The organism is Micromonospora sp. NPDC049139 (genome assembly GCF_055586845.1).
This window is the reverse complement of record NZ_JBVJHK010000001.1, coordinates 59722-85994: the sequence shown is the minus strand read 5'-3', so window position 1 is coordinate 85994 and position 26273 is coordinate 59722. Positions and strand designations below refer to the sequence as shown.

29 protein-coding genes are annotated in these 26273 nt (G+C 73.5%); 13 read left to right on the top strand and 16 right to left on the bottom strand.

Features of this window, described 5'->3' with window-relative positions; all coding sequences use genetic code 11:
• Nucleotides 1-75 precede the first annotated feature (75 nt).
• Together ACZ6Q9_RS00440 and ACZ6Q9_RS00435 are read right to left on the bottom strand one after the other, a co-directional pair.
• Nucleotides 76-486: a VOC family protein gene (locus tag ACZ6Q9_RS00440; protein WP_393450059.1), complete on the bottom strand. Its 411-nt coding sequence runs from the start codon at nucleotides 484-486 to the stop codon at nucleotides 76-78.
• A gap of 5 nt (nucleotides 487-491) precedes the next feature.
• On the bottom strand, nucleotides 492-941 hold the full coding sequence (locus ACZ6Q9_RS00435) for a helix-turn-helix transcriptional regulator (RefSeq protein ID WP_396827034.1): 450 nt from the start codon (nucleotides 939-941) through the stop codon (nucleotides 492-494).
• Nucleotides 942-1207: 266 nt separating this feature from the next.
• On the opposite strand from ACZ6Q9_RS00435, the gene ACZ6Q9_RS00430 reads away from it, so the two are divergent.
• Nucleotides 1208-2041, top strand: a complete 834-nt coding sequence (locus ACZ6Q9_RS00430) for an SCO4651 family lipoprotein (protein WP_393261835.1) — start codon at nucleotides 1208-1210, stop codon at nucleotides 2039-2041.
• 115 nt (nucleotides 2042-2156) lie between these two features.
• Here the strand turns inward: ACZ6Q9_RS00430 and ACZ6Q9_RS00425 are convergent, their stop codons facing one another.
• On the bottom strand, nucleotides 2157-3125 hold the full coding sequence (locus ACZ6Q9_RS00425) for a peptidoglycan DD-metalloendopeptidase family protein (RefSeq protein ID WP_396827036.1): 969 nt from the start codon (nucleotides 3123-3125) through the stop codon (nucleotides 2157-2159).
• 215 nt (nucleotides 3126-3340) lie between these two features.
• Nucleotides 3341-4069 (bottom strand): SDR family NAD(P)-dependent oxidoreductase, encoded by a 729-nt coding sequence (locus ACZ6Q9_RS00420; protein ID WP_393261839.1) that lies wholly within the window; start codon nucleotides 4067-4069, stop codon nucleotides 3341-3343.
• A gap of 167 nt (nucleotides 4070-4236) precedes the next feature.
• Between ACZ6Q9_RS00420 and ACZ6Q9_RS00415 the strand changes: the two genes are divergently transcribed.
• Nucleotides 4237-4698 (top strand): peroxiredoxin, encoded by a 462-nt coding sequence (locus ACZ6Q9_RS00415; RefSeq protein WP_393261841.1) that lies wholly within the window; start codon nucleotides 4237-4239, stop codon nucleotides 4696-4698.
• A 71-nt stretch (nucleotides 4699-4769) separates the two neighbouring features.
• On the top strand, nucleotides 4770-5465 hold the full coding sequence (locus ACZ6Q9_RS00410; RefSeq protein ID WP_396827038.1) for a hypothetical protein: 696 nt from the start codon (nucleotides 4770-4772) through the stop codon (nucleotides 5463-5465).
• A gap of 57 nt (nucleotides 5466-5522) precedes the next feature.
• Here ACZ6Q9_RS00410 and ACZ6Q9_RS00405 read toward each other — a convergent pair whose 3' ends face one another.
• The 3 genes from ACZ6Q9_RS00405 to ACZ6Q9_RS00395 are packed head-to-tail and all read right to left on the bottom strand — an operon-like array spanning nucleotide 5523 to nucleotide 9015.
• Nucleotides 5523-6560 carry an NAD(P)H-dependent flavin oxidoreductase gene (locus ACZ6Q9_RS00405; protein WP_393450049.1) on the bottom strand — a complete coding sequence of 346 codons (1038 nt, stop codon included), beginning with the start codon at nucleotides 6558-6560 and terminating at the stop codon, nucleotides 5523-5525.
• 25 nt (nucleotides 6561-6585) lie between these two features.
• Nucleotides 6586-7584, bottom strand: a complete 999-nt coding sequence (gene cydB / locus ACZ6Q9_RS00400; RefSeq protein ID WP_393261847.1) for a cytochrome d ubiquinol oxidase subunit II — start codon at nucleotides 7582-7584, stop codon at nucleotides 6586-6588.
• Nucleotides 7585-7599: 15 nt separating this feature from the next.
• Nucleotides 7600-9015, bottom strand: coding sequence for a cytochrome ubiquinol oxidase subunit I (locus tag ACZ6Q9_RS00395; protein WP_396827135.1), 1416 nt, complete (start codon nucleotides 9013-9015; stop codon nucleotides 7600-7602).
• 209 nt (nucleotides 9016-9224) lie between these two features.
• Between ACZ6Q9_RS00395 and ACZ6Q9_RS00390 the strand changes: the two genes are divergently transcribed.
• From ACZ6Q9_RS00390 to ACZ6Q9_RS00375, 4 genes are all read left to right on the top strand, one after another.
• Nucleotides 9225-10001 carry a lysophospholipid acyltransferase family protein gene (locus ACZ6Q9_RS00390; RefSeq protein ID WP_393450043.1) on the top strand — a complete coding sequence of 259 codons (777 nt, stop codon included), beginning with the start codon at nucleotides 9225-9227 and terminating at the stop codon, nucleotides 9999-10001.
• 515 nt (nucleotides 10002-10516) lie between these two features.
• Entirely contained in the window at nucleotides 10517-11284 is a 768-nt protein-coding gene (locus tag ACZ6Q9_RS00385) for a glycerophosphodiester phosphodiesterase (RefSeq protein WP_396827041.1), read from the top strand.
• Between the two features lie 17 nt (nucleotides 11285-11301).
• The gene (locus ACZ6Q9_RS00380; RefSeq protein ID WP_393450040.1) at nucleotides 11302-12690 is read left to right on the top strand and encodes an MFS transporter; all 1389 of its coding nucleotides are present in this window, start codon (nucleotides 11302-11304) and stop codon (nucleotides 12688-12690) included.
• 58 nt (nucleotides 12691-12748) lie between these two features.
• Nucleotides 12749-13462 carry a thymidine kinase gene (locus ACZ6Q9_RS00375; protein WP_393450037.1) on the top strand — a complete coding sequence of 238 codons (714 nt, stop codon included), beginning with the start codon at nucleotides 12749-12751 and terminating at the stop codon, nucleotides 13460-13462.
• A gap of 4 nt (nucleotides 13463-13466) precedes the next feature.
• On the opposite strand, the gene ACZ6Q9_RS00370 is transcribed toward ACZ6Q9_RS00375, so the two are convergent.
• The 3 genes from ACZ6Q9_RS00370 to ACZ6Q9_RS00360 form a co-directional block, all read right to left on the bottom strand.
• Nucleotides 13467-13925, bottom strand: a complete 459-nt coding sequence (locus ACZ6Q9_RS00370) for an Rv0361 family membrane protein (RefSeq protein WP_393261859.1) — start codon at nucleotides 13923-13925, stop codon at nucleotides 13467-13469.
• A gap of 172 nt (nucleotides 13926-14097) precedes the next feature.
• On the bottom strand, nucleotides 14098-14745 hold the full coding sequence (locus ACZ6Q9_RS00365; protein WP_350705562.1) for a response regulator transcription factor: 648 nt from the start codon (nucleotides 14743-14745) through the stop codon (nucleotides 14098-14100).
• Nucleotides 14742-15698, bottom strand: coding sequence for a sensor histidine kinase (locus tag ACZ6Q9_RS00360; protein WP_396827044.1), 957 nt, complete (start codon nucleotides 15696-15698; stop codon nucleotides 14742-14744). Before ACZ6Q9_RS00360 ends, ACZ6Q9_RS00365 begins: the two co-directional genes overlap by 4 nt.
• Nucleotides 15699-16173: 475 nt before the next feature.
• Here ACZ6Q9_RS00360 and ACZ6Q9_RS00355 point away from each other — a divergent pair, with 475 nt between their 5' ends.
• The 4 genes from ACZ6Q9_RS00355 to ACZ6Q9_RS00340 all read left to right on the top strand — a co-directional run bounded on the left by ACZ6Q9_RS00355 (nucleotide 16174) and on the right by ACZ6Q9_RS00340 (nucleotide 19974).
• Nucleotides 16174-17472, top strand: a complete 1299-nt coding sequence (locus ACZ6Q9_RS00355) for an ArsB/NhaD family transporter (protein WP_396827046.1) — start codon at nucleotides 16174-16176, stop codon at nucleotides 17470-17472.
• A gap of 55 nt (nucleotides 17473-17527) precedes the next feature.
• Nucleotides 17528-19054 carry a potassium/proton antiporter gene (locus ACZ6Q9_RS00350; protein WP_393450028.1) on the top strand — a complete coding sequence of 509 codons (1527 nt, stop codon included), beginning with the start codon at nucleotides 17528-17530 and terminating at the stop codon, nucleotides 19052-19054.
• Nucleotides 19054-19539, top strand: a complete 486-nt coding sequence (locus ACZ6Q9_RS00345; RefSeq protein WP_393450025.1) for a cation:proton antiporter regulatory subunit — start codon at nucleotides 19054-19056, stop codon at nucleotides 19537-19539. The genes ACZ6Q9_RS00350 and ACZ6Q9_RS00345 overlap by 1 nt, the downstream gene beginning before the upstream one ends.
• Nucleotides 19540-19602: 63 nt before the next feature.
• Nucleotides 19603-19974: a VOC family protein gene (locus tag ACZ6Q9_RS00340; protein WP_393261874.1), complete on the top strand. Its 372-nt coding sequence runs from the start codon at nucleotides 19603-19605 to the stop codon at nucleotides 19972-19974.
• Nucleotides 19975-20112: 138 nt separating this feature from the next.
• On the opposite strand, the gene ACZ6Q9_RS00335 is transcribed toward ACZ6Q9_RS00340, so the two are convergent.
• A complete protein-coding gene (locus tag ACZ6Q9_RS00335; RefSeq protein WP_396827049.1) occupies nucleotides 20113-21111 on the bottom strand; it encodes a tyrosine-type recombinase/integrase in 999 nt (332 codons plus the stop codon).
• Nucleotides 21112-21328: 217 nt separating this feature from the next.
• On the opposite strand from ACZ6Q9_RS00335, the gene ACZ6Q9_RS00330 reads away from it, so the two are divergent.
• Entirely contained in the window at nucleotides 21329-22333 is a 1005-nt protein-coding gene (locus tag ACZ6Q9_RS00330) for a helix-turn-helix transcriptional regulator (protein ID WP_393450019.1), read from the top strand.
• Between the two features lie 48 nt (nucleotides 22334-22381).
• Here ACZ6Q9_RS00330 and ACZ6Q9_RS00325 read toward each other — a convergent pair whose 3' ends face one another.
• The 4 genes from ACZ6Q9_RS00325 to ACZ6Q9_RS00310 all read right to left on the bottom strand — a co-directional run bounded on the left by ACZ6Q9_RS00325 (nucleotide 22382) and on the right by ACZ6Q9_RS00310 (nucleotide 24552).
• Nucleotides 22382-22813 carry an Hsp20/alpha crystallin family protein gene (locus ACZ6Q9_RS00325; RefSeq protein ID WP_396827051.1) on the bottom strand — a complete coding sequence of 144 codons (432 nt, stop codon included), beginning with the start codon at nucleotides 22811-22813 and terminating at the stop codon, nucleotides 22382-22384.
• Between the two features lie 70 nt (nucleotides 22814-22883).
• Entirely contained in the window at nucleotides 22884-23396 is a 513-nt protein-coding gene (locus ACZ6Q9_RS00320; RefSeq protein WP_396827053.1) for a GNAT family N-acetyltransferase, read from the bottom strand.
• A gap of 83 nt (nucleotides 23397-23479) precedes the next feature.
• Complete coding sequence (locus ACZ6Q9_RS00315; RefSeq protein ID WP_393450010.1) at nucleotides 23480-23998, bottom strand: DUF2087 domain-containing protein; 519 nt, start codon at nucleotides 23996-23998, stop codon at nucleotides 23480-23482.
• A 56-nt stretch (nucleotides 23999-24054) separates the two neighbouring features.
• Nucleotides 24055-24552: a MarR family winged helix-turn-helix transcriptional regulator gene (locus ACZ6Q9_RS00310; protein WP_393261891.1), complete on the bottom strand. Its 498-nt coding sequence runs from the start codon at nucleotides 24550-24552 to the stop codon at nucleotides 24055-24057.
• Between the two features lie 68 nt (nucleotides 24553-24620).
• On the opposite strand from ACZ6Q9_RS00310, the gene ACZ6Q9_RS00305 reads away from it, so the two are divergent.
• Entirely contained in the window at nucleotides 24621-25841 is a 1221-nt protein-coding gene (locus ACZ6Q9_RS00305) for an MFS transporter (protein WP_396827055.1), read from the top strand.
• Nucleotides 25842-25845: 4 nt separating this feature from the next.
• On the opposite strand, the gene ACZ6Q9_RS00300 is transcribed toward ACZ6Q9_RS00305, so the two are convergent.
• Nucleotides 25846-26241: a cupin domain-containing protein gene (locus tag ACZ6Q9_RS00300; protein ID WP_393261895.1), complete on the bottom strand. Its 396-nt coding sequence runs from the start codon at nucleotides 26239-26241 to the stop codon at nucleotides 25846-25848.
• Nucleotides 26242-26273 lie beyond the last annotated feature (32 nt).

Genomic DNA, 26273 nt, shown 5'->3' with positions numbered 1-26273 from the left:
GTGGCCCACCGGCGTCGTGCGTGGGCTCGTTCACGGTGCCGTCTGTCTGGGGCGTGGCTGCGATCGCCGGGCGGCTCAGCGCAGCTCCTGGATGCGGATCATGTTGCCGGCGGGGTCGCGGAACGCGCAGTCGCGGACGCCGTACGGCTGCTCGGTCGGCTCCTGGACCACCTCGGCGCCGCTGCCTTCCAGCTTCGCGAAGGTGTCGTCGAGGTCGGGGGTGGCCAGGTTGACGCCGAAGTAGCTGCCCTTGGCCATCAGTTCGAGGATGGTGCGGCGCTCGTCGTCGGTGATGCCGGGGCTGGCGGTCGGCGGGTGCAGGACGATGGACGTGTCGGGCTGGTCGGCGGGGCCGACCGTGATCCAGCGCATCCCTCCGTGGCCGACGTCGTTGCGGACCTCGAAGCCGAGGGTGTCGCGGTAGAAGGCCAGGGAGGCGTCCGGGTCGGTGTGCGGGAGGAAGCTCGAGTGAATGGTGATGTTCATGGCAGTCACGCTAGTTGCGGCTCGGGGCGGGGGGCTTCTCGATTCCTGATCGGTCTGGTCACCTGTTTCGCGATGCACGGCGGCATCTCCGCGCTCGCGGGTGCTGTCCGGGCGCGATAGGTGCTGGGCGGCACGCCGACCAACTCGGTGAAGCGGGTGCTGAAGGTGCCCAGTGAGGAGCAGCCGACCGCGAAGCAGACCTCGGTGACGCTGAGGTCGCCACGACGCAGCAGCGCCATCGCGCGCTCGATGCGCCGCGTCATCAGATAGGCGTACGGCGACTCGCCGTACGCGGCGCGGAACTGGCGGCTGAGGTGTCCGGCCGACATGTTGACGCCGCGGGCGAGCGCCTCGACGTCCAGCGGCTGCGCGTACTCCCGGTCGATCCGGTCGCGGACGCGGCGCAGCCGCGTGAGGTCGCGCAGGCGCTGCTCCAGGTCCGGTCTGCTGGTCACATGCGGATCGTACGTCGCGGTCGACACCAGGTCCGTTGGGTCGGCGCGGTCGGTGCCGGGTTGTCGCCCCCGGGCGCGCCCGGGGGCGACGGCCGACGCCACGGGTGGGCGGTATGTGCCGATTGTGGCCGCCGCTCCCCTGCCGCCGTGTCGGTTTCCACCAAAGATCCGGCGGGGATGCGCCTCGATGTTGACCGCTTGGGATAGCGTGTCGTCGCTCTGTCTGGGGAGATCTCCAGAGTCCTTCGGGGGAAAGAAGCTGTCACGTGTCACTTTGGAAGAAGACCACTGTTCTGGCGGTCTCCGCGCTCACGGCACTCGCGGTGACTGCCTGCGGCTCGAAGCCCGGCTCGGACGCGCCGGCGCAGCCCAGCGTGCTGGAGCTGCTCGCCAGTGATCTCAAGGGTTCGTTGCAGAAGACGATCGACGCCACCGACAAGAGCGAGTCGGTGACGGTGACGATGCAGGGCACGGCGGGCGGCGAGAAGATCTCGGTGCAGGGCGTGGTCGATCTGGGAGACCCGGTCAAGGCCGAGATGACGACGGCGGGCCCGGACGGCAGCCCGACGGTCGTCCGGATGATCGGCAGCGTGGTCTACGTCGAGATCCCGGCGAAGGACCGCGCGAGCATCGGCGGGAAGCGCTGGATGAAGCTGGACCTGGCCGCGGCCGGCGAGCAGGCGGGGATGGACTTCACCAAGCAGTTCGAGGACATCGACCCGACCAAGCAGGTCAAGACGCTGCTCGCCACCGAGGGTGTCACGGTCGTCGGCGAGGAGACGGTGAACGGGGCGCGCACGGTCCACTACACCGTCACTGCTCCGGTGGCGACCTACCTGGGGCAGCTCGACGCCGAGCTGCGGTCGGGCGTCGAGCAGCAGTACGCCAAGCAGGGCGTCAAGGAGCTCACGATCGACCTCTGGGTCGACGAGCAGTACCGGCCGCGCCGGGCGAGCCTGGACATGGGCAAGATGGGCGACATGACGGTCGACTACACCGACTACGGCAAGGCGGCGAACGTCGAGACGCCGCCTGCGGCGGAGACCGCCGACTTCGCCGAGATGCTGCAGGGCCTGAAGGGCGCGTCTACCGGCAACTGACCAGAGCCAGGATGCTGCCCGGCCGGTGATCTCTCCGGCCGGGCAGTGTCGTCTCAAGAGGACGTCGTGTCAGCCCGGGCGCGGCCAGAGGGCGCACTCGTGGCGGTGTCCGGGGTCAGATGAGCACGCTCCATGTGACGGGGCCGACGAGGCCGTCGGCGACGAGGCCGTTGCGGCTCTGGAAGCCGCGTACGGCGTTGGCGGTGACCGAGCCGAAGGAGCCGTCGACGAGGAGGTTGGCGCCGCGGGCGTTGAGGGCGGTCTGGAGGCCGCGTACGAGGTCGCCGGAGTTGCTTTCCCGTAGGGGCAGGATGAGGGCGGTCCAGGTGATCGGGCCGACGAGGCCGTCGGCGTAGAGGCCGCGGCTGGTCTGGAACGACCTGACGGCGGAGGTGCAGGCCGGTCCGAAGACGCCGTCGACGACGACGGTGATGCCGCGGGCCCGCAGGAGGTACTGGATGGTGCGGGGCACCCATCCGGAGGCGCCCTGGCTGACGCTCGGGTAGCCGGTGCTGCCGACGGGGGCCGTCGCGCCGAGGGTGATGCCGCGGTTGGCGAGGAAGATGCGGGGGTCGGTGGAGGTCAGTCGGGGGCGGTGGATCTCGAAGTGCAGGTGCGGGCCGCTGGAGTTGCCGGTGTTGCCCATGAGGCCGATCAGTTGTCCGCAGCTGACCCGCTGGCCGACGTCGACCAGGACGCGGTGGAGGTGGCCGTAGTAGGAGAAGTAGCTGTCGGCGTGGTTGAGGTGGACGCTGTTGCCGGTGCGTCCGGGCAGGGGCCCGCTGGTGGTGTCGCCCGGGTACGAGTTGGTTTTGATGTCGCGGACCGTGCCGTCGGCGGTGGCGTAGACGGGGGTGCCCTGGTTGTTGGCGACGTCCCAGCCGGTGTGGGTGGGGCGGCTGGGGGTCTTGTAGCCGGAGGTCAGGGTGCCGAGGGTGGGGTTGCTCCAGCCGGCGACGGCCGCCATGGCGGGGCTCGGCATACCGACGACGCCGATGCCGACGCCGGTGCCCAGTGCGGTGAGGAGGGTGCGGCGCCGGGCGGGCGTGTCGAGCAGGCGGCGTGTTCCCAGGTCGTCGCTCATCGGGTCTCCCTGTTCGGGCCCGTGGTGTCCGGGCACCCGGTCGAGTGATGGGCGTCGATCGTAAATGATCTGTATCGGCCGGGGCAATCGGTGAAACTTTCCTACCGATCGGGTGGCCGCGCCCCTGCGCGGACGCCTTTGCTCACGAGCCCGCGTCGACGAGCCGGGGACGGCGGGCGAGGACGAGGGTGGTGCGCAGGCGCAGCATGCGACGGCTACAGGCCACCGGCGACGCGTAGGACGGTGCCGGTGGTGTAGGTGGCGTCGGGGCCGAGGAGCCAGGCGATGGCGGCGGCGACCTCGTCGGGTTCGCCGGGGCGGCCGAGGGGGATGCGGTCGGCGGCGGTGTCGGGTCGGTCGGGTCGGCCGGACAGGGCGTGGATGTCGGTGCGGATGATGCCGGGGGCGACGGCGTTGACGCGGATGCCGCGGGGGGCGAGTTCCTTGGCGAGGCCGGTGGTGAGGGTGTCCGTGGCGGCCTTGACGGCGGCGTAGTGGACGTACTCGCCGGGGCTGCCGAGGGTGGCCGCGGCGGAGGAGACGTTGACGATGGCGGCGCCGCGACCCATCCGGCGGGCGGCCTGCTGGGCGCACAGGACGTAGCCGACGAGGTTGACGTCGACGACGTGGCGCAGGTCGGCCGGGTCGAGGTCGACGAAGGCGCCGATGGGGCTGGTGACGCCGGCGTTGTTGACCAGGCCGGTGATCGGGCCGAGGTCGGCGGCGGCGTCGAACAGGGCGGCGACCCGCTCGGGGTCGCGGGTGTCGGCGGGCACGGCGAGGCCGCGTACGCCGGTGGCGTGGAGGTCGGCGAGCACCTTGTCGGCGGCGTCGCGGTCACGGCGGTAGCCGAACACGACGTGGTGGCCGGCGTGGGCGAGGCGGCGGGCGGTGGCCGCGCCGATGCCGCGGCTGCCGCCGGTGATGACGGTGACGGGATTCAATGCGCCTCTCCCCTGCCGTGGCTGCTGGGCCGACGTTACCGCGACCGGCGCGCCTGCTGCGGGAGGGGAAGGTCACACGGGCGGTCGGTGGCGGCGGGTGTGGGGGTGGGCGGCCCGGTCGCCGCATACGCTCGGCGCGACCCTGGTGACGACGGTGGAGGTGTGCGGTGGCGGGTGTGGGTGTCGGGGACGTGGTGGAGGACTTCACGCTGCCCGACGAGACGGGTACGCCACGGCGGCTGTCGGAGTTCCTGGCCGCCGGCCCGGTGGTGCTGTTCTTCTACCCGGCGGCGCTGACCCGCGGGTGCACGGCGGAGAGCTGCCACTTCCGGGACCTGGCGGCGGAGTTCGCGGCCGTGGGCGCGCAGCGGGTGGGCATCAGCCGGGACCCGGTGGCGAGGCAGGCGGAGTTCTCCCGGTTGCACGGGTTCGACTATCCGCTGCTGTCCGACCCGGACGGTGTGGTGGCGGACCGGTTCGGGGTGCGGCGGCGGCTGCCGCTGGGCGCGTTGGGCACGCGGCGGATGACGTTCGTGATCGGCACGGACCGGCGGGTGATCGGGGTGGTCCACAGTGAGCTGAACATGAACGCGCACGCCGACGCGGCGCTGCGGGCGCTGGGGGGTTGATCTCGCGCGTGTCGGGGCCGGCTGGTATCAAGGCAGGCGTCTGAACAGGTGTACGAGGGAAGAGGTTGCTGATGGGTGGCGCTGGCCAGGGGTTGTCCGACGAGGACGTGCGCACCATCCGGGAGGCGTTGGCGGCGGGGCGGAAACCGAAGGTGGTGTTCACCGCGTCGGCGGGCCAGATCGCCGGGCAGGTGGGGCAGGTGGTGGAGCTGACCGACCCGGCGGCGTCCGACGAGTTCGTGGTGGTCCGGTTCGGTCGCGACGAGTTGCCCTTCTCCCCCGCCGACGTGGCGGTGGCGCCGCGGGGCGTGGGCCGCAAGGTGGCGGAGCCGCAGCCGGAGCCCGAGCCGGCGCCGGTGCCGGTGCCGGCGGAGCCGGAGTTCGTGTTGGACCGGGCGCCGGTGCCGGCGCCGCGGGAGCAGCGGGAGGAGCCGAAGGTGGAGACGGCGGAGGCGAAGCCGGCGCGGCGGCCGGTGAAGGCGGCGAAGCCGAAGGGCCCAACGGGGCTGACGGTCACGCTGGCGTACGCCGACGGCGAGTGGACGGTCGCGGCGCAGCAGGGCAGCAAGTCCCTGGCGAAGCCGTACGTGGTCAAGCCGGCGGAGGCGCTGCGGATGGTGGCGCTGGTCGACGTGCCGGGGGTCCACGAGGCGGTGGAGCAGATCATGGCGGCGGAGCGTGCCGAGGCGGAGCAGCAGGCGGAGAAGCTGCGCGCGGAGCTGGCCGAGATCGAGGCGCGGCTGGCGGAGTTGCGCGAGGCCCACTGAGCGGCGGGCGCCGGCGGGGCGGGTGGCGGTGGCGCCGTCGGCCCGGCCGGCGCCCGGTCAGAGCGTCGCGGTCAGCCGCTCGACCACGGCGGCGGCGGGGCCGGTGGTGGCGTGCCGGTAGCCGGTGCCGGCCCACAGGTGCACCCGGTCCGCGTGCCCGGCCGCGGCCGCCGCCGCGCGCATGCCCCGGGTCAGGTGGTGCAGCTCCGGATAGCCGAGCGGCGCGACGGGCTCGTACCGGTCGATGAAGGCGTTGCGCAGCCCGCGCGCCGGCCGGCCGGTGAAGGCGCGGGTGAGCACGGTGCCGGTGCGGGCCGGGTCGGCCAGGGCGTCGCGATGGGTGCGGCTGGCCCCGCTCTCGTCGGTGCGTAGCAGCAACGTTCCGACGGCCACCGCGGTGGCACCGGCGGCGACCAGGTCACGGACGTCGTCGGGGCCGGCGACGCCGCCGGCGGCCACCACCGGCAGCCCGGTGGCCCGGAGCACGTCGTGGACCAGGGGGCGGGTCGAGGTCGGCGGGGCCGGCCGGTGCGGGGTGTGGGTGCCGCTGTGCCCGCCGGCCTCGGTGCCCTGGGCCACCAGGCCGTCGACGCCCAGCTCGCGTGCGGCGAGCGCCTCGTCCACCGAGGTCACCGTGACCAGCACCCGGGTGCCGGCGCGGCGCAGCGCGGTCACCGCCGCCGGGTCGGGCAGACCGAAGGTGAAGCTGACCACCGGCACCGGGGCAGCCAGCAGCAGGTCGATCTTGTCCGGCCAGTGGTCGTCGTCGTGCACCAGCGGCGCGCCGGCCAGGTCGAGCCCGTACGGTGCGCCCTCGGCGGCGATCTGGTGGGCGTACCGGCGGAAGGTGGTCTCGTCGATGTCGCGGGCACCGGGCACGAACAGGTTCACCCCGTGTGGCGTCCCGGTGGCGCGCAGCTCGGCCAGCTCGGCGGCGACCGCCTCGGGGGTCTTGTAGCCGGCGGCGAGGAAGGCGAAGCCGCCGGCCGCGGCGACGGCGCGGACCAGGGCGCAGGTGGTGGCGCCCCCGGCGAGCGGGGCGGCGACGACCGGCGTCGCGCTGCCGAACAGGTTGGTCCACGCGTCGCCGGTCATCGCCTCACCCTAGTCCCGGGCCGGGTCAGTGCTGCGGGATGTGGGCCACTCCGATGCGCTTGCGGAACACCCAGTACGTCCAGCCCTGGTAGGCCAGCACGATCGGGGTGAACACCACCGCCACCCAGGTCATGATCTTCAGGGTGTAGGGGGTGGAGGCGGCGTTGGTGGCGGTCAGCGTCCCCGCCGCGTCCAGGGTGGACGGCAGCACGTTCGGGAACAGCGCCGCGAACAGCGTCGCCACGGCCAGGCCGATCGCCACGGCGGTGCCGGTGAACGCCCAGCCCTCCCGGCGTGCCCGGGCGGCGGCGAGACCGCCGAGCAGGGCCAGCGCCGCGCCGACGGCGAACACGACGGCGGCCGTGCTGGAGCGGATGGTCAGCGTCCAGGCCAGGAACGCCACGGCGAGCACGGCGGTGGCCACGCCCAGGCGCACCGCGAGCGCGCCGGCACGCTCGCGGATGTCGCCCACGGTCTTCAGCGCGAGGAACACCGCGCCGTGGGTGAGGAACAGCGCCGCGGTGGTCACGCCGCCGAGCAGGGCGTACGGGTTGAGCAGGTCGAGCAGGCCGCCGACGTACTCGTGGTCGGCGTCCAGCGGCACGCCGCGCAGGATGTTGGCGAACGCCACGCCCCACAGCACCGCCGGCACGAGCGAGCCGACGAAGATCGCCGTGTCCCAGCGCCGCTTCCAGGACGCCTCGGAGCGCTTGTGGCGGTACTCGAAGGCGACGCCGCGGGCGATCAGGGCCAGCAGGATCAGCAGCAGCGGCAGGTAGAAGCCGGAGAACAGGGTGGCGTACCACTCGGGGAAGGCGGCGAACATCGCGCCGCCAGCGGTGATCAGCCACACCTCGTTGCCGTCCCAGACCGGGCCGATGGTGTTGATCAGGACGCGGCGTTCCCGGTCGTTGCGGCCGAGCACGGGCAGCAGCATGCCGACGCCGAAGTCGAAGCCCTCCAGGATGAAGTACCCGGTGAACAGGACCGCGACGAGCAGAAACCAGATGGTGGTGAGTTCCACGGTGGGCTCCGGTGATCAGTAGGCGAAGGCGAGCGGGCGCTCGGCGTCGTCGTGGCTGTCGTCGATCTGGGGATCCGGGGTGAGGTCGGGCACGCCGGCCCTGGCGTAGCGCAGCAGCAGCTTGACCTCGATTACGGCGAGGGTGGCGTAGATCAGGGTGAAGGCGGTGAACGAGGTGAGCACCTCGGTCATCGACACGCTGCGGGACACGCCGTCGCGGGTGAGCATCTCGCCGAACACGATCCACGGCTGGCGGCCCATCTCGGTGAAGATCCAGCCGAAGGAGTTCGCCGCGAGGGGCAGCAGCGGCATGGCCAGGCCGGCGCGCAGCAGCCACTTGCTGGTCGGGGTGCGGCCCTTGCGCTGGCTCCAGAGCACCAGCAGCGCGATGGCGGCGGCGGCCAACCCGAAGGCGATCATGAAGCGGAAGCTCCAGTAGGTGACCGGGATGATCGGGGCGTAGTTGCCGGCGCCGTACTGGGTGGCGTACTGGGCCTGCAGGTCGTTGATGCCCTGGACGGTGCCGTTGGGGTCGCCGGTGCCGAGGAACGACAGCAGGTACGGGATCTTGAGGGCGAACAGCTCGCGGCTGCCGTCGAGGCTGCCGACGGTGAGCACGGAGAACGAGGCGGGCGACTCGGTGGTGTAGAGCCCTTCGGCGGCGGCCATCTTCATCGGCTGCACCTCGGTCATGATCTTGCCCTGGATGTCGCCGGTGATGATCACGCCGGCGGTGGCGACCAGGGTGACCCAGGAGCCGAACTTGGCGGCGAACCGGTAGGCCGGGGTGTCGGCCGAGTCGCGGTTGCGGATCAGGTGCCACAGCGCGACCGCGACCAGCAGTGAGCCGGCGACCAGGAACGCGCCGGCGATGGTGTGCGGGAAGGTGACCAGGGCGACCTTGTTGGTCAGCACCGCCATGAAGTCGGTCAGTTCGGCGCGGCCGGTGTCGGGGTTGATCCGGTAGCCGACCGGGTTCTGCATGAACGAGTTCGCCGCGAGGATGAAGTACGCGCTGAGGTTGCTGCCGATCGCGGCGGCCCAGATGGCGGCCAGGTGCAGCCGCTTGGGCAGCCGGTCCCAGCCGAAGATCCACAGGCCGATGAAGGTCGACTCCAGGAAGAACGCGACCAGCGCCTCGATGGCGAGCGGCGCGCCGAAGATGTCGCCGACGAAGCGGGAGTAGTCGCTCCAGTTCATGCCGAACTGGAACTCCTGCACGATGCCGGTGACCACGCCCATGGCGAAGTTGATCAGGAAGAGCTTGCCGTAGAACTTGGTGAGCTTCAGGTACTTCTCGTCGCCGGTGCGGTGCCACATCGTCTGCAGGATCGCCACCAGCACGGACAGGCCGATGGTCAGCGGTACGAAGAGAAAGTGGTAGACGGTGGTGACACCGAACTGCCAGCGGGCGACGTCCAACGCGTCCACCAGAAACCCCCAGCTGTGCATACTACGAGACGTAGTAAATACTACTTCTCGTCGTAGACGAATGGGCAGGGGCGGGGGTCCCTAACCGACCCGGGACCAATGACCCTGATCACCTCTGCCGAACGGCCCCGACGGTCGCCGCGCCGTCGGGGCCGAACCGACTCCCCCGCCCCCACCACCCGGCCCGCGCGTGCGACCATTGCCGGCTGATGGACACCGCCCACCCGACGTGGCAGCCCCCGCTGATCTGGCGCGCCGCGCAACTGCTCGCCCGCGCCGTCGTCGCGCTCGTGGCCCGCCTCGAGGTCAGCGGGGACATACCCGAGACGCTGCGCCGGGGCCCGCTGATCCTGGCCGCCAACCACATCAGCCCGTTCGACCCGGTCGTTCTCGCCGCCGCCTGCCGGGCCCGGGGCGTCGCCCCCCGGATCATGGCCACCGGCGGGCTGTTCCGCACCCCCGTCATCGGCACCGCGATGCGCCGCGCCGGGCACATCCGCGTCGACCGGGGCACCAGCGCCGTACACCGGGCCCTCGACGACGCCGCCGCGGCCGTCGCCGGCGGCTCGGTGATCCTGGTCTACCCCGAGGGCCGCATCGGCCTGGACCCCGGCATGTGGCCCGAACGCGGCAAGACCGGCACGGCCCGCCTCGCCCTGGCCTGCGCCGCGCCGGTGATCCCGGTCGCCCAGTGGGGGTCGCACGAGGTGGTGCCCTACCGCGCCCCGAAGGGTCTGCTGCGCGGCGTCGCCCGCGCGATGTGGCGGCGCCCCGTGGTCCGGGTGCACTTCGGTGACCCGGTCAACCTGGGCGACGTCACGCCCGTCACGCCCGGCGCGGCCCGGCACGCCACCGACCGGATCATCGACGCCATCACCGACGGCCTCGTCCCACTGCGGCCCGACGAGCCCGACCGGCCCCGCCACGTCGACCCCGGCCGCCCCGCCGACACCAGCCGCTCGCACCGCCGCCGCCCGACGTCCTGAACCCGAGTCCCGACGTCCTGAACCCGAGTCTCGTCCCGGCCGCAGCCGGAGCGCGCCCGGAGCGCGCGCCGCCCGCCACCCCACGCGGCGGCCGCCTTGTCGTGCGAACCTGTCCTGCCACCCGAATCGTCACTCAGCGCACAGGCGGTCACTCCCGCTGGAGGACCCCTGTCGGCCCCTTTGCTCTGCACCCATCGACGCACCGGCCACCGAGAGTGAGACCCGTGGACAGCGGCCAGCGCCAAGCCCCGGGGAGAACCCGCAGGCCAACGGGGTGGTGCGCATAGGGCTGCAGAGCAAAGGGGTAGAACCGGCACCCGCCCGGACCTGACGCCCCCGCACGCTGAGTAATCCATGCGGCGTGACAGCCTGTGAGCGAACGACCGGCGCGACCGTGGGTTCGGCGCACGCCCGTGGGCTTGCGCGGCGGCCGCCCCGGAAAGCGGTCCGCACCGGCGATCAACGGTCACGGGCTGGTCGCCGCGCGGCAACCGGAGACCGGCATACTGCGTCGCGTGCTGACCCGTCACCCCTACCTCGACGCCCCCGCGCCGCTGGCCTTCGCCCACCGCGGCGGCGCCGCCGAGGGCGACGAGAACACCGCCGCGGCGTTCGCCCGCGCGATCGGGCTCGGCTACCGGTACGTGGAGACCGACGTGCACGGCACCGCCGACGGCGTGGCGGTGGTCTTCCACGACGCCACCCTGACGCGGGTCACCGGCGAGCCGGGGCGCATCGCCGACCTGCGCTGGGCGGACCTGGCCTCGGTACGCGTCGGCGGTGCCGCCGTGGTGCCCCGCCTCGACGAGGTCCTCGACGCCTGGCCCGGGGTCCGGTTCAACATCGACGTCAAGGCCGACGGCGGCGTCGACCCGACCGTGGCCACGGTCGCGCGCGCCAACGCCGGCGACCGGGTGCTGCTCGCCTCGTTCAGCGACGCCCGGCTGGCCCGGCTGCGCGCCAGCACCGGGGGCCGGATCGCCACCAGCCTCGGCATGCGCGGGGTGGCCCGGCTGCGGATGGCCTCGCTGACCGGCCGGGCGCTGCGGCTGCCCCCGTCGGTCGTCGCCGCCCAGGTGCCGGTGCGCTACGGGCGGGTGCGTGTGGTGGACCGCCGGTTCCTGCGCTACGCCCACCGACTCGGCCTGCAGGTGCACGTTTGGACGATCGACGAACCTGCCGAGATGCACGAGTTACTTGATCTTGGTGTGGATGGCATCATGACCGATCACGTCGGCGTGCTGCGCGACGTCTACCGCAGCCGCGGCCACTGGGCCGCCTGAGCGCCGAAGGACCCCCGATGGCCGAGACCGCCACCCCCACGGTCGGCGACACCCCCGCCCCGGCGAGCACCCGCCGCGAACGCACCGGCTGGTACTTCTACGACTGGGCGATGTCCGCCTTCTCCACCACGGTGATCACCGTGTTCCTCGGCCCGTTCCTGACCACCGTCACCGAACTGGCCGCCGGCTGCGAACTCGGCGCCGACACCTGCACCGGGTACGTGTACCCGCTGGGCATCAAGGTCGCCGCCGGCTCGTACTTCCCGTACCTGGTGTCGTTGTCGGTGTTCCTCACCGTGTTCGTGCTGCCCGTCATCGGGGCGGTCGCCGACCGGTCGGCGCACAAGAAGCGGTTGCTCGCCGCGGCGGCCTTCACCGGCGCCGGCGCCACCGTCGGCATGCTCTTCGTCACCGGCGACCGGTACCTGCTCGGCGGGCTGCTGTTCCTCGTCGCCAACATCGCCTTCGGCGCCGGCGTCGTGGTCTACAACTCGTTCCTGCCGCAGCTCGGCGGCCCCGACGACCGTGACGGCATCTCCAGCCGCGGCTGGGCCCTCGGCTACCTCGGCGGCGGCCTGCTGCTGGCACTCAACCTGGTCGCGGTCAGCATGCTCGGCGAGGAGGGCAACCACCAGCGCACCCTCGACCTGGCCCGCTGGTCGATCGTGTCCGCCGGGCTGTGGTGGGCGGCGTTCACCCTGGTTCCGCTGCGCTGGCTGCGCGAACACCCCACCGCCGCCGCGCTGGCCGGCGGCAACCCGGTCACCGACGGGTTCCGGCAGCTCGGCCGCACCCTGCGGGAGATCAAGGCGTACCCGCTGACGCTGTTCTTCCTGCTCGCGTTCCTGATCTACAACGACGGCATCCAGACCGTCATCGCCCTGGCCAGCCAGTACGGCACCGAGGAGCTGAAGCTCGGCCAGAGCACCCTGATCGTGACCATCCTGCTGGTGCAGTTCCTCGCCTTCGGCGGCGCGCTGCTGCTCGGCGCGCTCGCCACGCGCATCGGCGCCTGGAAGACCGTCCTGATCAGCCTGGTGCTGTGGACCGGGGTGATCCTCGGCGCGTTCCGGCTGCCCGCCGAGGCGCCGCTGCCGTTCATGGTTCTCGGCGCGGCCATCGGCCTGGTGCTCGGCGGCAGCCAGGCGCTGAGCCGGTCGCTGTTCAGCCAGCTCATCCCCGCCGGCAAGGAGGGCGAGTACTACGGCTTCTACGAGATCAGCGACAAGGGCACGAGTTGGCTCGGCCCGCTGGCCTTCGGCCTGGTGTTCCAGCTGACGTCCTCGTACCGGGTGGGCCTGGTCTCCCTGCTCATCTTCTTCGTCGTCGGGTTCCTGCTGCTGCTGGCCGTGCCGATCCGCCGCGCGATCGTCGCCGCCGGCAACACCCCGCCCCGGGTGCTGTGAGGCAGCGCGGACCGCACCAACCTGATCGGGGGACGTCGATCAGCTAGGCTGCCCGACCGTGACCGACCACGCCGCCGCCCCGACCTGTCTGGCGCGCCCGCCGCTGGGCCCCGACGACTCCCCCGCCGGGTGCGCCGCGGCGCGGGGCGTGGACGGGCGTCCGCTGCACGCCGCGGCGTTGAAGTTCTTCTGGGGGCCGATGGACTGCGGCAAGTCCACGATGGCGTTGCAGATGAACCACAACCACGCCCGGCAGGGCCGCCGTGGCCTGGTCACCACCCGCATCGACCGCTCGTTGGGCCCGCAGGTCACCACCCGCATCGGGCTGGCCCACGAGGCCGTCGAGGTCACCGACGGCCTCGACCTGCGCACGCTGGTGCGCGACACGTGGGCCGAGGGGGTCCGCGTCGACTACCTCATCTGCGACGAGGCCTCCTTCTACAACCTGGAGCACATCGAGCAGATGGCCGAGCTGGTCGACAGCTACGACGTCGACGTGTACGCGTTCGGGCTGGCCACCGACTTCCGATCCTGCCTGTTCCCGGCCGCGCAACGGCTGTTCGAACTCGCCGACGAGGTGGCCCGCATCCAGGTCGAGGTGCTCTGCTGGTGCGGCCGGGAAGGGCTGCTCAACGCCCGGGTGGTCGGCGGGCGGGTCGTCCGCGAGGGCGAACAGGTCGTCATCGGCGACACGGTGGACAGCGCCGAGGTGCGCTACCAGGTGCTGTGCCGGCGGCACTACCGGGCCGGCGAACTCGGCCCGCGCCGCTGACCCGTCAGTACGGGTCGCCGCACACCCGCCAGTCGCCGCCCTCCCGCACCACCGACAGCTTCCGCTCCTCGGTCAGCCCGCTGTCGCGGGTCAGCCGCACCGTCACCGTGCCCTGCGGGCGGCCGCCGCGCGTCGCCACCGACACGTCGAGGATCTCGTAGCCGCTGACCACCGGCGGCGTGCGCAGCCAACTGGTGAACCCGATCGGGCTCCACCGGGAGCGCGCGTCGGCGCAGAGCCGGTCGTACGCGCCGTCGGTGTCGCCCGCGGCGACGGAGCGCAGGAACCCGTCGGCGGTCTCCCGCACCGGACCACTGGCCTGCGTGACCACCTGCACGTTCCAGGCGCCCAGCCCGGCCACCCCGACGCAGCACAGCAGCACGGCGACGCCCGCGAACACCAGCCCGGTGCGCATCGGGCGGCGCCGCCGGGCCGGCCGGCTCCACGGCTGCTCAGCGCCCACCCGTCGACCGTAGAGAACCGGTGGGGCCGCCCGCAGGAAAAGCCGGCCCGGCCCGGACGGGCGCCCCGTCGTCCCTCCGTCGGCGCGTGCCCCGCGAGCCCGCCGACGCGCCCACCGTCGGCGCGTGCCCGCCGACGCGCCCACCCGGAAGGGCCCGCTCCGCCGGGCCGCCTCACGGCTCGATGAGGCCAGCCCGGATGGCGTAGCGGGTCAACTCGAGCCGGTCCCGGAGGCCGAGCTTCTGCAGCAGGTTGGCCCGGTGCCGTTCGACGGTCTTGACGCTGATGAACAGCAGGCGGGCGATCTCCTTCGACGAGTGGCCCTCGGCGACGAGCTTGAGGATCTCCTCCTCCCGTTCGGTGATGGCCCGCGCCGGCAGGCTCTCGCCCCGGGCGGTGCGTTCCAGATAGGTGCGGATGAGGGCGTTGATCGCGCCGGGATAGAGGAACGGCTCGTCGCGTACGGCGGCGCGGCAGGCCTCCACCAGGTCACGGTCGGCGACGGACTTGAGCACGTAGCCGTTGGCGCCGACCTTGAGGGCCTCGAAGAAGTACTGCTCGTTGTCGTACATGGTCAGGATGAGGATGCGCAGGTCCGGCTGCTGCCGGGACAGCTCCCGGGCCGCCTGCAGGCCGGTCATCCGGGGCATGGCGATGTCGAGGATGGCCAGGTCGGGGCGCTCGGCCTGGGCCAGGGCGACGGCCTCCGCGCCGTCGCCGGCCTCGGCCACGACCGTCAGGTCCGGTTCGCTGTCGAGGATGAGCCGGACCCCGCGGCGCACCAGGGCGTGGTCGTCGGCGAGCAGGATGCGGGTCGTCACGGCCGGCCGTCCCGGTCGGTCAGCGGCACCCGCAGCCGCACCTCGGTGCCGCCGGCCGGGCCGGGGGTCACGGCGAGCGGGGCGCCGATGAGCAGGGCCCGCTCGCGCATACCGCGGATGCCGGCGCCCTCGGCCGCGTCGCCGATGCCCCGGCCGTCGTCGCGGATACGCAGCTGCACCTGGCCCGGCTGAGCGGCCAGGGACACCTCGACGGTGGTGGCCCTGGCGTGCCGGACGGTGTTGGTGAGGGACTCCTGGGCGACCCGGTAGATCACCAGTTCGGCCTCGCCGTCGAGGGCCGGCAGGTCCGCGCCGAGGTGCAGGCGCACGGCCAGCTCGGTGTGCCCGGTGACCTCCGTCACGAGCGCCTTCAGGGCGCTGATCAGGCCGAGTTCCTCCAGCACCCCGGGGCGTAGCCGGCGGGCGATGCGGCGGATCTCGTCGAGGCTGTCGCGGGTGGTCTCCTGCACCTGGGCGAGCTGCGCGCGAACCGGGTCGGGCGCGTGGCGGGCGACCTGTTTCAGTTCGAGCAGGACCGCGGTCAGCGTCTGGCCGACCTCGTCGTGCAGCTCCTGGGCGATACGGCGGCGCTCGGCCTCCTGGGCGGACAGGGCGGCGGCCGCGCTGGTCGCCCGTTCCGCCTCCAGACGGTCGATCATGGCGTTGAAGGCGCGGATCAGCTCCGCGATGCCGGCCTGCCCGGCCGGGACCGGGCGCGGCTCGGGCTGGAGCAGGTCGATGGTGGTCATGGCCCGGGTCAGGCGGCGCAGCGGCGCCAGGCCGACCCGCAGCAGCGCGGCGTTGGCGACCAGCATCGCGGCGAGGCCCACGGCCAGGACGACGGCCTCGGTGAGCAGCACCGGGGTGGAGACCGTGACCGGGCCGAGCAGCAGCAACGTGGCGGTCACGAGCACCGCCGCGTTGAGCAGGAAGATCCGCCAGAACAGCGACACGACGACGCCTCCCCTCCCCGGCCCTGGTGCCCCGCCGGCCCGCGCCGACATCGGCAAATTGTCCGCAGGCCGGCGGGCGGTCACGCTCCGCAGCGGTCCCCCTCTTCATGATCCAGCCTGCCCGGCGGCGCGCGTGGTGTAAATGCGTGCCCGCACCCATTTAGCCGCCGCGACCTGCCGCGACGTGCGCCGGGCGGGGCCGCCGGCGGGGCGACGGCGGCAAATGGGTGTCAGCCCCGATGTCGGCCCGCACCGGGCGAATGACCATGAAGACAGGCCCGGACGCCCGGGCCCCACTCCTGCGCACCCGGACGCACCGCCTGCCGGTGCGCTGCCCCGTTGCGCCGAACCCCTCCTGGGAGGACCCCGTGAACCGTCACCTGGTGCTGTCAGCACCCGTGCCACCGGAAGCCGCGATCCTCGCCTGTGGGCACCGGCCCACCAGCACGGAGAACGGCCCGCCGGGCGGGCGCCCGTGAGCGTCTGGCCCGCCCTGGCCGCGACCGCCATCTTCGTGGTCGCGTTCGTGTTCATCGCCACAGAGAAGATCAACCGGGTCGCGGTGGTGCTGGGCGCCGCCGGCCTGATGGCCCTGCTCGGGCTCGTGCCCGGGTCGCACGTGTTCTACGAGCAGCACGCCGGCATCGACTGGGACGTCATCTTCCTGCTCCTCGGCATGATGATCATCGTCGGGGTGATCAAACAGACCGGGGTGTTCGAGTTCCTGGCGATCTGGGCGGCACAGCGCTCGCGGGGGCGCCCGTACCGGCTGATGGTGCTGCTCATGGCGATCACCGCCGCCCTGTCGCCGTTCCTGGACAACGTCACCACCGTCATGCTGGTCGCCCCGATCACCATCTCGGTGTGCCGCCGGCTGGGCGTCCCCGCCGCGCCGTACCTGATCGCCGAGGTGCTCGCCTCCAACATCGCCGGCGCCGCGACCCTGATCGGCGACCCGCCCAACATCATCATCGGTAGCCGGGCCGGGCTGAGCTTCAACGACTTCCTGGTGCACATGGCGCCGGTCACGCTGCTGATGTTCCTCGCGTTCCTGGTGCTGGCGCGGGTCATGTTCCGCCGCTCGTTCGTGCACCACCCCGAACGGTTCGAGGCCGTACGTGACATGGACGCCCGCGCCGCCATCACCGACCCGAGGATGCTGGTCCGCTGCCTGGTCGTGCTCGGCCTGGTGATGGCCGGGTTCATGCTGCACACGGTGATCCACGTCGACGTGGCCGTCGTCGCGCTGCTCGGCGCCGGGCTGATGGTCCTGGTGACCCGGGCGGACACGTCGGCCTACCTCGCCGAGGTCGAGTGGCCGACGCTGGTCTTCTTCACCGGGCTGTTCGTGATGGTCGCCGGCCTCACCGAGACCGGGGCGATCGGGCTGATCGGGGAATGGGCCAGCGACGCCGTCGGCGCCAACTACCTCACGGCGGCCACCGGCCTGATCTTCGGCTCGGCGGTGCTCGGCGCGTTCTTCGACAACATCCCCTACACGGCGACCATGGCGCCGATCGTGGAGAACCTCGTCGCCGGCGCCCCGGATCCCGTCACCGGCGAGGCGCTGTGGTGGTCCTTCGCCCTCGGCGCCGACCTGGGCGGCAACGGCACGGCCGTGGCGGCCAGCGCCAACATCGTCGTGCTGGGCATCGCGGCCCGCGCCGGCGAGCCGATCAGCTTCTGGCAGTTCACCCGGTACGGCATCGTCACCACGGTGCTGACCACGGTGATCGCCTGGGGTTACGTGTGGCTGCGCTACTTCGCCGCGTAGCCGGCCCCCGGGGCGGTCGCGACGACGCGCCCGGGGCGGGCGCGAGGGGGTCGACGTGAACCTCGGCGAGCTGTACGTGACGCTGGCCGTCGGCACCGGCGTGGTCCTGGCCAGCGTCGGCGCGGCCCGGCTGGCCACCCGGCTGGGCATGCCGGTCCTGCTGGCGTACCTCGGCGTCGGCCTGCTGCTGGGCCAGGACGTCGCCGGCTTCCCCTTCGACGACGCGGCCCTGGCGCAGGCCCTGGGCCTGGCGGCGCTGGCGGTCATCCTGGTGGAGGGCGGCCTGACCACCAGGTTCAGCGACGTACGCGGCGTGCTGGCGCCCGCGTCGGTGCTGGCCACCGTCGGCGTGTTCGTCAGCGTCGCGGTCACCGCGGGGGCGGCGTACCTGCTGCTGGACGTCGACTGGCGGATGGCGCTGCTGCTGGGGGCGATCGTGTCGTCCACCGACGCGGCGGCGGTGTTCTCCGTCCTGCGGTCGGTGCCGCTGCCCCGACGACTGACAAGCCTGGTGGAGGCCGAATCGGGGCTCAACGACGCCCCGACGCTGATCCTGGTGCTCACCTTCAGCGCCGCCACCCTCGACACCGTCGCCCCCCTGCCGCTGATCGGCACGATGGCCTACCAGCTGGTCGCCGGCGGCGCGATCGGCGTGGTGACCGGGGCGGCCGGCGTGTGGCTGCTGCGGCGGCTGACCCTGCCGACCTCCGGCCTGTACCCCATCGCGACGGTCGCCTGCGGAGTGCTGGCGTTCGCGGTCGCCGGCCTGACCCAGACCAGCGGGTTCCTCGCCGCCTACCTGGCGGGGCTGGTGCTCGGCAACGCCGGCCTGGCACACCGGCGAGCTACCCACTCGGTCGCCGAGGGACTGGGCTGGATCGCCCAGATCGGCCTGTTCGTGATGCTCGGCCTGCTGGCCACGCCCAGCGAGCTGCCCGCCGCGATCGTCCCCGCGATCGTGGTCGGCACGGCCCTGCTGCTGCTCGCCCGGCCCGCGTCCGTGCTGGTTTCGCTGGCCGCGTTCCGCATCCCCCTGCGCGAACAGGCCTTCCTGTCGTGGGCCGGGCTCCGCGGCGCCGTGCCGATCGTGCTGGCCACCATTCCGGTCGTCGCGGGAACTCCGGGCAGCGAGCAGGTCTTCAACATCGTCTTCGTGCTCGTCGTGGTGTTCACGGTCATCCAGGCGCCCACGCTGCCCTGGCTGGCGCGCCGGCTCCGCCTCGCGTCGCGCGACGTCGGGCCCGACCTGCAGATCGAGCTGGCGCCGCTGGACGCCATGGACGCCGACCTCATCCACGTCACCGTCGAGGCCGGCTCCCGCCTGCACGGCGTCTACCTGCCCGAGCTGCGGCTGCCGCCGCCCGCCGCGACCACCCTCGTCGTCCGCGGCGACGACACCTTCGTGCCCGACCACCACACCCGGCTACGCGTCGGGGACCAGCTCGTCGTGCTCACCACCCCACCCGTACGCGACGCCACCGAACGGCGCCTGCGGGCCGTCGCGCGCGCCGGGCGGCTGGCCACCTGGTTCGGCGAGACCGGCCAGGCGCACACCGCACCGTCCCAGGACAGGAGGCAATGATGCAGATCGAACGTGTCCCGCTGCCCGGCATCGGCGTCGGCTACACCGTGCACACCCGCGAGGGGCGGTTGCTCGGGGTCATCTGCCACCGCGGCGGGCGACGCGACCTCGTCCTGTACGCGCCCGGCGATCCGGACACCGTCGAGCGGTCGCTGTCGCTCAGCCCCGCGGAGGCGCAGGAGGTGGCCGAGCTGCTGCACCCGGTCGCCACCGTCGACCACGTCACGCACCTGGAGCGGCACCCCAAGGCGATCAGCGTCGCCGAGCTGCCGGTCACGGCCGCGTCGCCCTACGACGGCCGGCCCCTGGCCGAGGCCGTCGCGCGTACCGGCGGTGTGACCGTCATCGCCGTGCTCCGCGCGGGCCGGACGATCACGGCACCCGGGGACCGGCACGTCCTCGCCCACGGCGACGTGCTGGTCGCGGCCGGAACCCAGGAGGGCATCGGCGCGCTGAGCCGCCTGCTCGCCCTCGCGGACCCGTAGACCGCCGCGAGGTGGGCGCGTACCTGACAGTGGATGTCAGGTACGCGCGGCAGACTGTCGGGCATGACAGTCACCGCCGACCTCGCCATGGTCAACCTCGACAGCCCCGACCCCGTCGCCCACGCCGCGTTCTGGCAGCGCGTCCTCGGTGGGGAGATCACCCACAGCCAGCCGGAGTACGCGATGGTCACCGCCGGGGGCGTGGCCGTGGGCTTCGGCCTGGTCGAGGGGTACCGGCCGCCGTCCTGGCCGGACGAGGACGCCGGCAAGCGCTACCACCTCGACCTGTACGTCGACGACCTCGCGCAGGCCGAGAAGGAGTTCGTCGCCGCCGGTGCCACGAAGCCGGACTTCCAGCCCGGCGGCGACCGGTGGGTGGTGCTGACCGACCCGGCCGGGCAGCCGTTCTGCATCTGCCCCCGCCCGCAGGGCTGACCCAGTCCAGGCGGCGGCCACCCGCAGGGCGGCCGGGCCTTCCGTGCCCTCGTCCGACTGCGGCCCACGGCAGGCGCCCGGTGGTGCGGCGCGCGAAGGAAACGCCGCGCGGCACCACCGGGCGCGCAGACGTCGGTGTCAGCCGCGGCGACGGGCCCGGGCCGCCCAGATGGCGTACGCGGGGTCGCGGTCGAGGTTGTGCCGGTCCCGGTCGTAGCGGCGGGTGGTGCGCGGGTCGGCGTGGCCCATCGCGTCCTGCACGTCCTCCAGCGGGACCCCCTCGGCCCGGGCGGTGGTGGCGAAGGCGTGCCGCAGCGAGTGCGGCGACAGCTTCGCCCAGGCCGCGATGCCGGCCGCCCGGGCCAGCCGGCGCACCAGCCGGAACACGGCGTGCCGGTCCAGCCGGGCCCCGGTCGCGGTGACCAGCAGCGGGCCGGTCAGCTCGTGCACCGCCACGCCCTGGGCGACAGCCCGCTGGGCCAGGTACGCGTCGACCGCGTACGCGGTGCCGGGGGTCAGGGCGCGGCGGCGGGACTTGCCGCCCTTGCCGACGAACCGGACGCTGCGGTGGCCCCGCTCGGCGCCGAGGTCGGTCAGGTCGAGCGAGACCAGCTCCCCGACGCGCAGCCCGAGGTCGGCCAGCAGCGCGATCGCGGCACGGTTGCGGGCGGCGGTCGGCCCCGTGTCGGCCTCGGCGGCGGCGAGCAGCGCGTCCACCTCCTCCGGGCTGAGCCCCACGGTGGCGGAGTGGTCCCGGTCGATGCGGGGCCGGTCGGCGCCGGCGACCGGGTTGGCGTCCACGGCCCGCAGCTTGACCAGGAAGTCGTACCAGCTCGACAGGGCCGAGAGCCGGCGGGCGACCGTGGCCGGGGTGAGCGGCTTGCCGCTGCGCGCGGCCAGCGTCGCCTCCAGCCCCCGGGCGTACTCGTTGACGTGCAAAAAGTTCGCGTGCAGCGGGTCCAGCTCACGGGCGGCGCACCAGGCGAGCCACCCGGCGACGTCCCGCCGGTACGCGTCGCGGGTGTGCTCGGACAGCCGCCGGTTGCGCAGCCACGCCTCGGTGAAGTCGGTGGGCCCGACGGGCAGGGCCGGCGGGGGCGACTGGCGGGACCGCGCCGGGACGTTCGGGGACAGCATGTGAAAAAGGTTCCCAGCTCCGGCTGGCAAACGGGAGGAGGCGCGCCATACGTGATCGGCACCGCCGCCGGCTCGTCGACCATCCACCAGCGCCGGCGGAAGCCGACCGCCTCGGCGAGCCAGGCGCCGTTGCGTGGCCATCACGAGGGTGCCCCGCCACGGCTCGACCGCCCCCGGCGACCGGTCTGCCGCCGCCCGGGGGCGGTACGGTCGGGCGGTGCGCGCGAGTCGGCTGGTCTCCCTGCTGCTGCTCCTGCAGACCCGGGGTCGGATGACAGCCCCGGAGCTGGCCGAGGCCCTGGAGGTGTCGGTGCGCACCGTCTACCGGGACGTGGAGTCGCTCGGCGCCGCCGGGGTGCCGGTCTACGCCGATCGCGGCCCCGCCGGCGGCTACCGGCTGGTCGACGGCTACCGCACCCGCCTCACCGGGTTGACCGCCGGCGAGGCGGAGGCGCTGTCCCTGGCCGGCATGCCCGGCCCCGCCGCCGAGCTGGGCCTCGGGTCGGTGCTCGCCGCCGCCGAGCTGAAGCTGCGCGCCGCCCTGCCGGCGGAGCTGGCCGACCGGGGCGGCCGGATCCGGCAGCGGTTCCACCTCGACGCCCCCACCTGGTTCCGGGAGCCCGAACCCACGCCGCACCTGGCCGAGCTGGCCCGGGCGGTGTGGGAGGACCGGCGCGTCGAGGTGCGCTACCGACGGTGGAAGGCCCCGCGGGAGGTGACCCGGACGCTGGCCCCGCTGGGTGTGGTACTCAAGGCCGGCCGCTGGTACCTGGTGGCCGACGCGGACGGGCAGGTGCGCACCTACCGGGTCGCGGCGGTCCTGGCGCTGACCGTCCTCGACGAACGGTTCGACCGCCCGGACGGCTTCGACCTGGCCCGCTGCTGGCAGGAGCACGCCGACCGGTACGAGCGCGGCGTGTACCGGGACGAGGCCCGGGTGCGGATGACGACGGCCGCGCTGGAGCTGGCGGCGCACGTCCTGCCGCCGGCGATGAGCCGGGCGGCGCGGGCGGCGGCCTCCGAGCCGGACCCGGCCGGCTGGGTGCACACGGCGGTGCCGATCGAGTCGGTGAAGCACGGCCACGTGGAGCTGCTCAAGCTCGGCGCGCAGGTGGAGGTGCTCGCGCCGGCCGAGCTGCGCGACCGGCTCACCGCCACCGCGCACGCCCTGGCCGCGCTCTATCCGCCCGCGGCGCGCCGCCCGGCCTGTCCCGGGTCGTGACGCGGGGGCGGGGCGGCGCGCGCCGGCCGCCCCGCCCCCGGCGGATGCTCAGGCGTTGATCTGCTTGCGGCCGTTGCCGTCAGCGGTGGCGGTGATGGTGACGCGGCGGGGCTTGGCCCGCTCCGCCACCGGGATCCGCAGGGTCAGCACCCCGTTGTCGTAGCCGGCCTCGAGCTTGTCGGTGTCGAGGGTGTCGCCGAGGAACAGCCGCCGGGTGAAGGTGCCCATCGGGCGTTCGGCGGCGACGAGCTCGACGCTGTCGCCGGTGGGCCGGTGCCGTTGCGCGCGGACGGTCAGCACGTTGCGCTCCACCGTGCAGTCGATGCTGTCCGGGTCGACGCCGGGCAGGTCGAACGCCGCGTAGAACCAGTCACCGTCGCGGTAGGCGTCCAGCGGCATGACCGCGGGGCGCGCGGCGGTGCCGAAGAACTGCTCGGTGAGCCGGTCGATCTCACGGAACGGGTCGGTGCGCATCAACATGGTCCTGCCTCCTCGGTTCTCCTGGCCGAAGGTCCTAAGTTGAGTCCTGGTGACTCAACTTGCCACTTCTCTATTTAGCGCGTGGCGCGGACGTCGTCAACTGGACGACCTTCTCGAACCAGTGCTCGGCGTAGACGCCGTCGTTGTACGCCGGGATCTCCCGGTAGCCGTGCCGGGCGTACAGGGCTCGGGCCTCGACGAGGTCGCTGCGGGTGTCCAGCCGGATCCGGGCGACGCCGGCGGCGCGGGCCCGTTCCTCGACGGCGGCGAGCAGGAACGCGCCACCGCCGCGACCGCGGTGCGCGGGACGCACGTACACCCGGGTCAGCTCCGCCCAGTCCGGCCGGAACCGCAGCCCGGCGCAGGCGGCCGGGCGTCCGTCGCGGTGGGCGACGAGGAGGAACCCGGTGGGGGCGGTCAGGTCGTGGCTCGGATCGTCGGCCATCGCCGCCGCGACCTCGCCCGGGCGGACCGGCCGGCCGTGGTAGCGGCGGACCATCTCCTCGTAGTACGCCTCGAGTAGGACCGCCGCGTCCGGGTGGTCGGGACGGGTCGGGGCCACGGTCCAGTCTGTCGTCGTCACCCGTCGATCATCACGGGCCGGGCAAGGGAATATCCGCCGCCACGGCGGGTGGTCCGGGGGCAGACGGTTCGCGGCGCGGACGATCAGCCGCCGATGCGCCAGTAGACGCCCTGCTCCCGGGCCAGCAACTGCTCGTCGACCAGGTACCGCCGCAGCGTCACGTGGTCGGAACCCCCGCCCTCGCACCACCGCCGCAGCACCTCGTCCACCGCCCGCTCCGGATAGCGCACCCCTGGCTCGAAGGACGTCGCGACGTGCGCCAGCAGCACCCGCCGCCGGCCGCGCTGCGCCGGCAACCCGACCAGGGCGCCGTCGCGCAGGAACGTGCGCAGCACCCGGTCCGCGGGCTCCCCCGCCGGTCGGGGCTCCGCCGGCGTGCGGGCGGCCTCCCGCAGCCGGTCGGCGTCCACCCGCAGCTCGCCGTCGTCGTCGGCCACCAGGCCGGCGTCGACGAGCCGCCGGACCGCGGTGACCACCTGCCGGGCGGGCAGCCCGGTGCGCTCGGCCACCGCCGGGGCGTCGGCGCCGCCCAGCACGATCGCCGCGAAGACCCGCCGTCGTACGTCGTCGGCGAGCGCTCCCGCCAGAGCCTGCGCTGTCATGCCGGTCACCCTGCCAGCCGGCGTACGCCCGCCGCCACGGCATTTCCGCCCGCTGGTCAGTCGCCCGGGGCCTCGGCGCGCAGCACGACCCGGCGCAGCAGGTCGGACAGCAGTCGCCGCTCGTCCGGGGCGAGGGCGGCCAGCAGCCGGTGCTCCTCGGCGCCTCCGACGTCCATGGCCCCCCGCCAGGCGGCCCGGCCCGCCTCGGTCAGCTCCACGTCGACCCGCCGCCGGTCGGTGGTGGACGGGATCCGGTGCACGAAGCCGCGCCGGACCAGCGCGTCGACGCGGGCGGTGACGGAGGCGGGAGCCATCGCCATGTCACGCGCCAGGTCCGACGGGGCGGCCCGGCCCCCTCGGCCGGCCAGGGCGTGCAGGGTGTCGTACTCGTGGCCCTGCAGGTCCAGGTCGACGAGGGTCCGCTCCTTGACCTCGCGCAGGTGCCGGGTGAGGAACTGCATCCGCGTCACCGCGCCTTCGACGTCGGGGTCGAGGGTCGGCAGGATCGGCAGCCAGCGCTCGACGTGGCGGTCGACGCGGTCGTGGTCGGTCATGGACCCACCCTATGTCGCCGCCAAAATATTCGTTGTCGAAAGATTCGATGTCGAAGTATGGTGGTGCGGTGACTCATCCCCTCCGCGTACGCCCGTTCCGGCTGCTCTTCCTCGGCCGCACCGTCTCCGCTGTCGGCGACGCCGTCGTGCCCGCCGCCCTGGCCCTGGCCGTGCTCCGCGCGACCGGCTCGACCGGTGCCCTCGCCCTCGTGCTGGCCTGCGCGATGGTGCCCCGCCTGCTCCTGCTGCCCCTCGGCGGCGTGCTCGCCGACCGACTCGACGCCCGCCGCGTCGCGATCCTCGCCGACCTCGTACGCTGCCTCGCGCAACTCGTCGTCGGCCTCGAACTCCTCGGCCAGGCGTCGCTCGGCGTGATCGCGGTGGCCGCCGCCGTCGGCGGCGCCGCCGGCGCGTTCGCCCTGCCCACCGCCTCGCCCCTGATCGCCGGCACCGTCGACGCGACGCAACGGCAACAGGCCAACGCGCTGATGGGCGTCACCGCCAACGCCAGCCGCCTCGCCGGGCCCGCCCTCGCGGGCGCGCTGATCTGGGCCGCCGGCCCCGGCTGGGCGTTCGTCCTCGACGCCGCGACGTTCGCGCTCAGCGCGCTGCTGCTCGCGGTCGTCCGGGTCCGCCACGTCCCGATGCCGAAACGAAGCATCCTCGCCGACCTGACCCACGGCTGGCGGGAGGTCCGCAGCCGCGACTGGTTCTGGACCAGCCTGCTCGGCCACGGCGTCTGGAACGGCGCCGCCGCCGTCCTGACGACCCTCGGCCCGGCGGTCGCCGTGGGACGCCTCGGCGGCGAGGGCGTCTGGGTGCTGATGCTCCAGGCCGGCGCGGTGGGCATGCTCGTCGGCTCGCTGCTCGCCGCCCGGATCCGCCCCCGCCGCCCGGTGCTGGTGGCCAACCTCGGCCTCGCCAGCTACGCCGCGCCGCTGGCCCTGCTCGCCGTCGCCGCCCCCGCCCCGCTGGTCGTCGTCGCCTACGGCGTCGCGCTGACCGCCCTCGGCTACCTCAACCCCGTGTGGGAGACCGTCGTGCAGGGGCAGTTCCCGCCCCACGTCCTCGCCCGCGTCACCTCGTACGACTGGCTGGTCTCCCTCGGCGCGATGCCGCTGGGTTACGCCCTCGCGCCGATCGCGGCGCGGGCCTGGGGCGAGGGCATGCCGCTGCTCACGGCCGGCGCGCTGGTCCTCGTCGCCTGCGCCGGCACCGCCGCCGTGCCCGGCGTACGACGACTCACCACGGCACCGCGCGACGGCGCCCTCGCGACCGCCGCGCGGTGAACGGTCACAGCGGGTGACCCGTCGTGGCGTCCACGTGGTCGGGGACCGGGTCGTGCCGGTCCCCGACGCTGGAGGTGCCCGACGGCTCGAACATCAGGATCGACGCGCCACCCGGCGACGACGGGCGGTGCTCCACCCCGCGCGGCACCACGTGCACCGCGCCCCGGGGCAGCACCACCTCCCGCTCGGCGCCGCCGTCGCCGTCGCGCAGGGCGATGCGCAGCTCTCCCTCCAGCACCAGGAAGAACTCGTCGGTGTCGTCGTGCGCGTGCCAGACGTGCTCGCCGGCGACCTTCGCGATCCGCACGTCGTAGTCGTTGACCCGCGTGACGACGCGCGGGCTCCACAGCTCGGTGAAGCTGGCGAGCGCGCTCGCCAGCCCGATCGGCTCGTTTCTCACCCGGTCATCCTCGCGGCGGCGGCGACTCCTGT

Coding starts and splice junctions, on each gene's coding strand:
- ACZ6Q9_RS00440 (WP_393450059.1), bottom strand. CDS start 486: ATGAACATCACCATTCACTCGAGCTTCCTCCCGCACACCGACCCGGAC.
- ACZ6Q9_RS00425 (WP_396827036.1), bottom strand. CDS start 3,125: ATGAGCGACGACCTGGGAACACGCCGCCTGCTCGACACGCCCGCCCGG.
- ACZ6Q9_RS00410 (WP_396827038.1), top strand. CDS start 4,770: ATGGGTGGCGCTGGCCAGGGGTTGTCCGACGAGGACGTGCGCACCATC.
- ACZ6Q9_RS00405 (WP_393450049.1), bottom strand. CDS start 6,560: ATGACCGGCGACGCGTGGACCAACCTGTTCGGCAGCGCGACGCCGGTC.
- ACZ6Q9_RS00390 (WP_393450043.1), top strand. CDS start 9,225: ATGGACACCGCCCACCCGACGTGGCAGCCCCCGCTGATCTGGCGCGCC.
- ACZ6Q9_RS00380 (WP_393450040.1), top strand. CDS start 11,302: ATGGCCGAGACCGCCACCCCCACGGTCGGCGACACCCCCGCCCCGGCG.
- ACZ6Q9_RS00345 (WP_393450025.1), top strand. CDS start 19,054: ATGCAGATCGAACGTGTCCCGCTGCCCGGCATCGGCGTCGGCTACACC.
- ACZ6Q9_RS00340 (WP_393261874.1), top strand. CDS start 19,603: ATGACAGTCACCGCCGACCTCGCCATGGTCAACCTCGACAGCCCCGAC.
- ACZ6Q9_RS00335 (WP_396827049.1), bottom strand. CDS start 21,111: ATGCTGTCCCCGAACGTCCCGGCGCGGTCCCGCCAGTCGCCCCCGCCG.
- ACZ6Q9_RS00325 (WP_396827051.1), bottom strand. CDS start 22,813: ATGTTGATGCGCACCGACCCGTTCCGTGAGATCGACCGGCTCACCGAG.
- ACZ6Q9_RS00315 (WP_393450010.1), bottom strand. CDS start 23,998: ATGACAGCGCAGGCTCTGGCGGGAGCGCTCGCCGACGACGTACGACGG.
- ACZ6Q9_RS00310 (WP_393261891.1), bottom strand. CDS start 24,552: ATGACCGACCACGACCGCGTCGACCGCCACGTCGAGCGCTGGCTGCCG.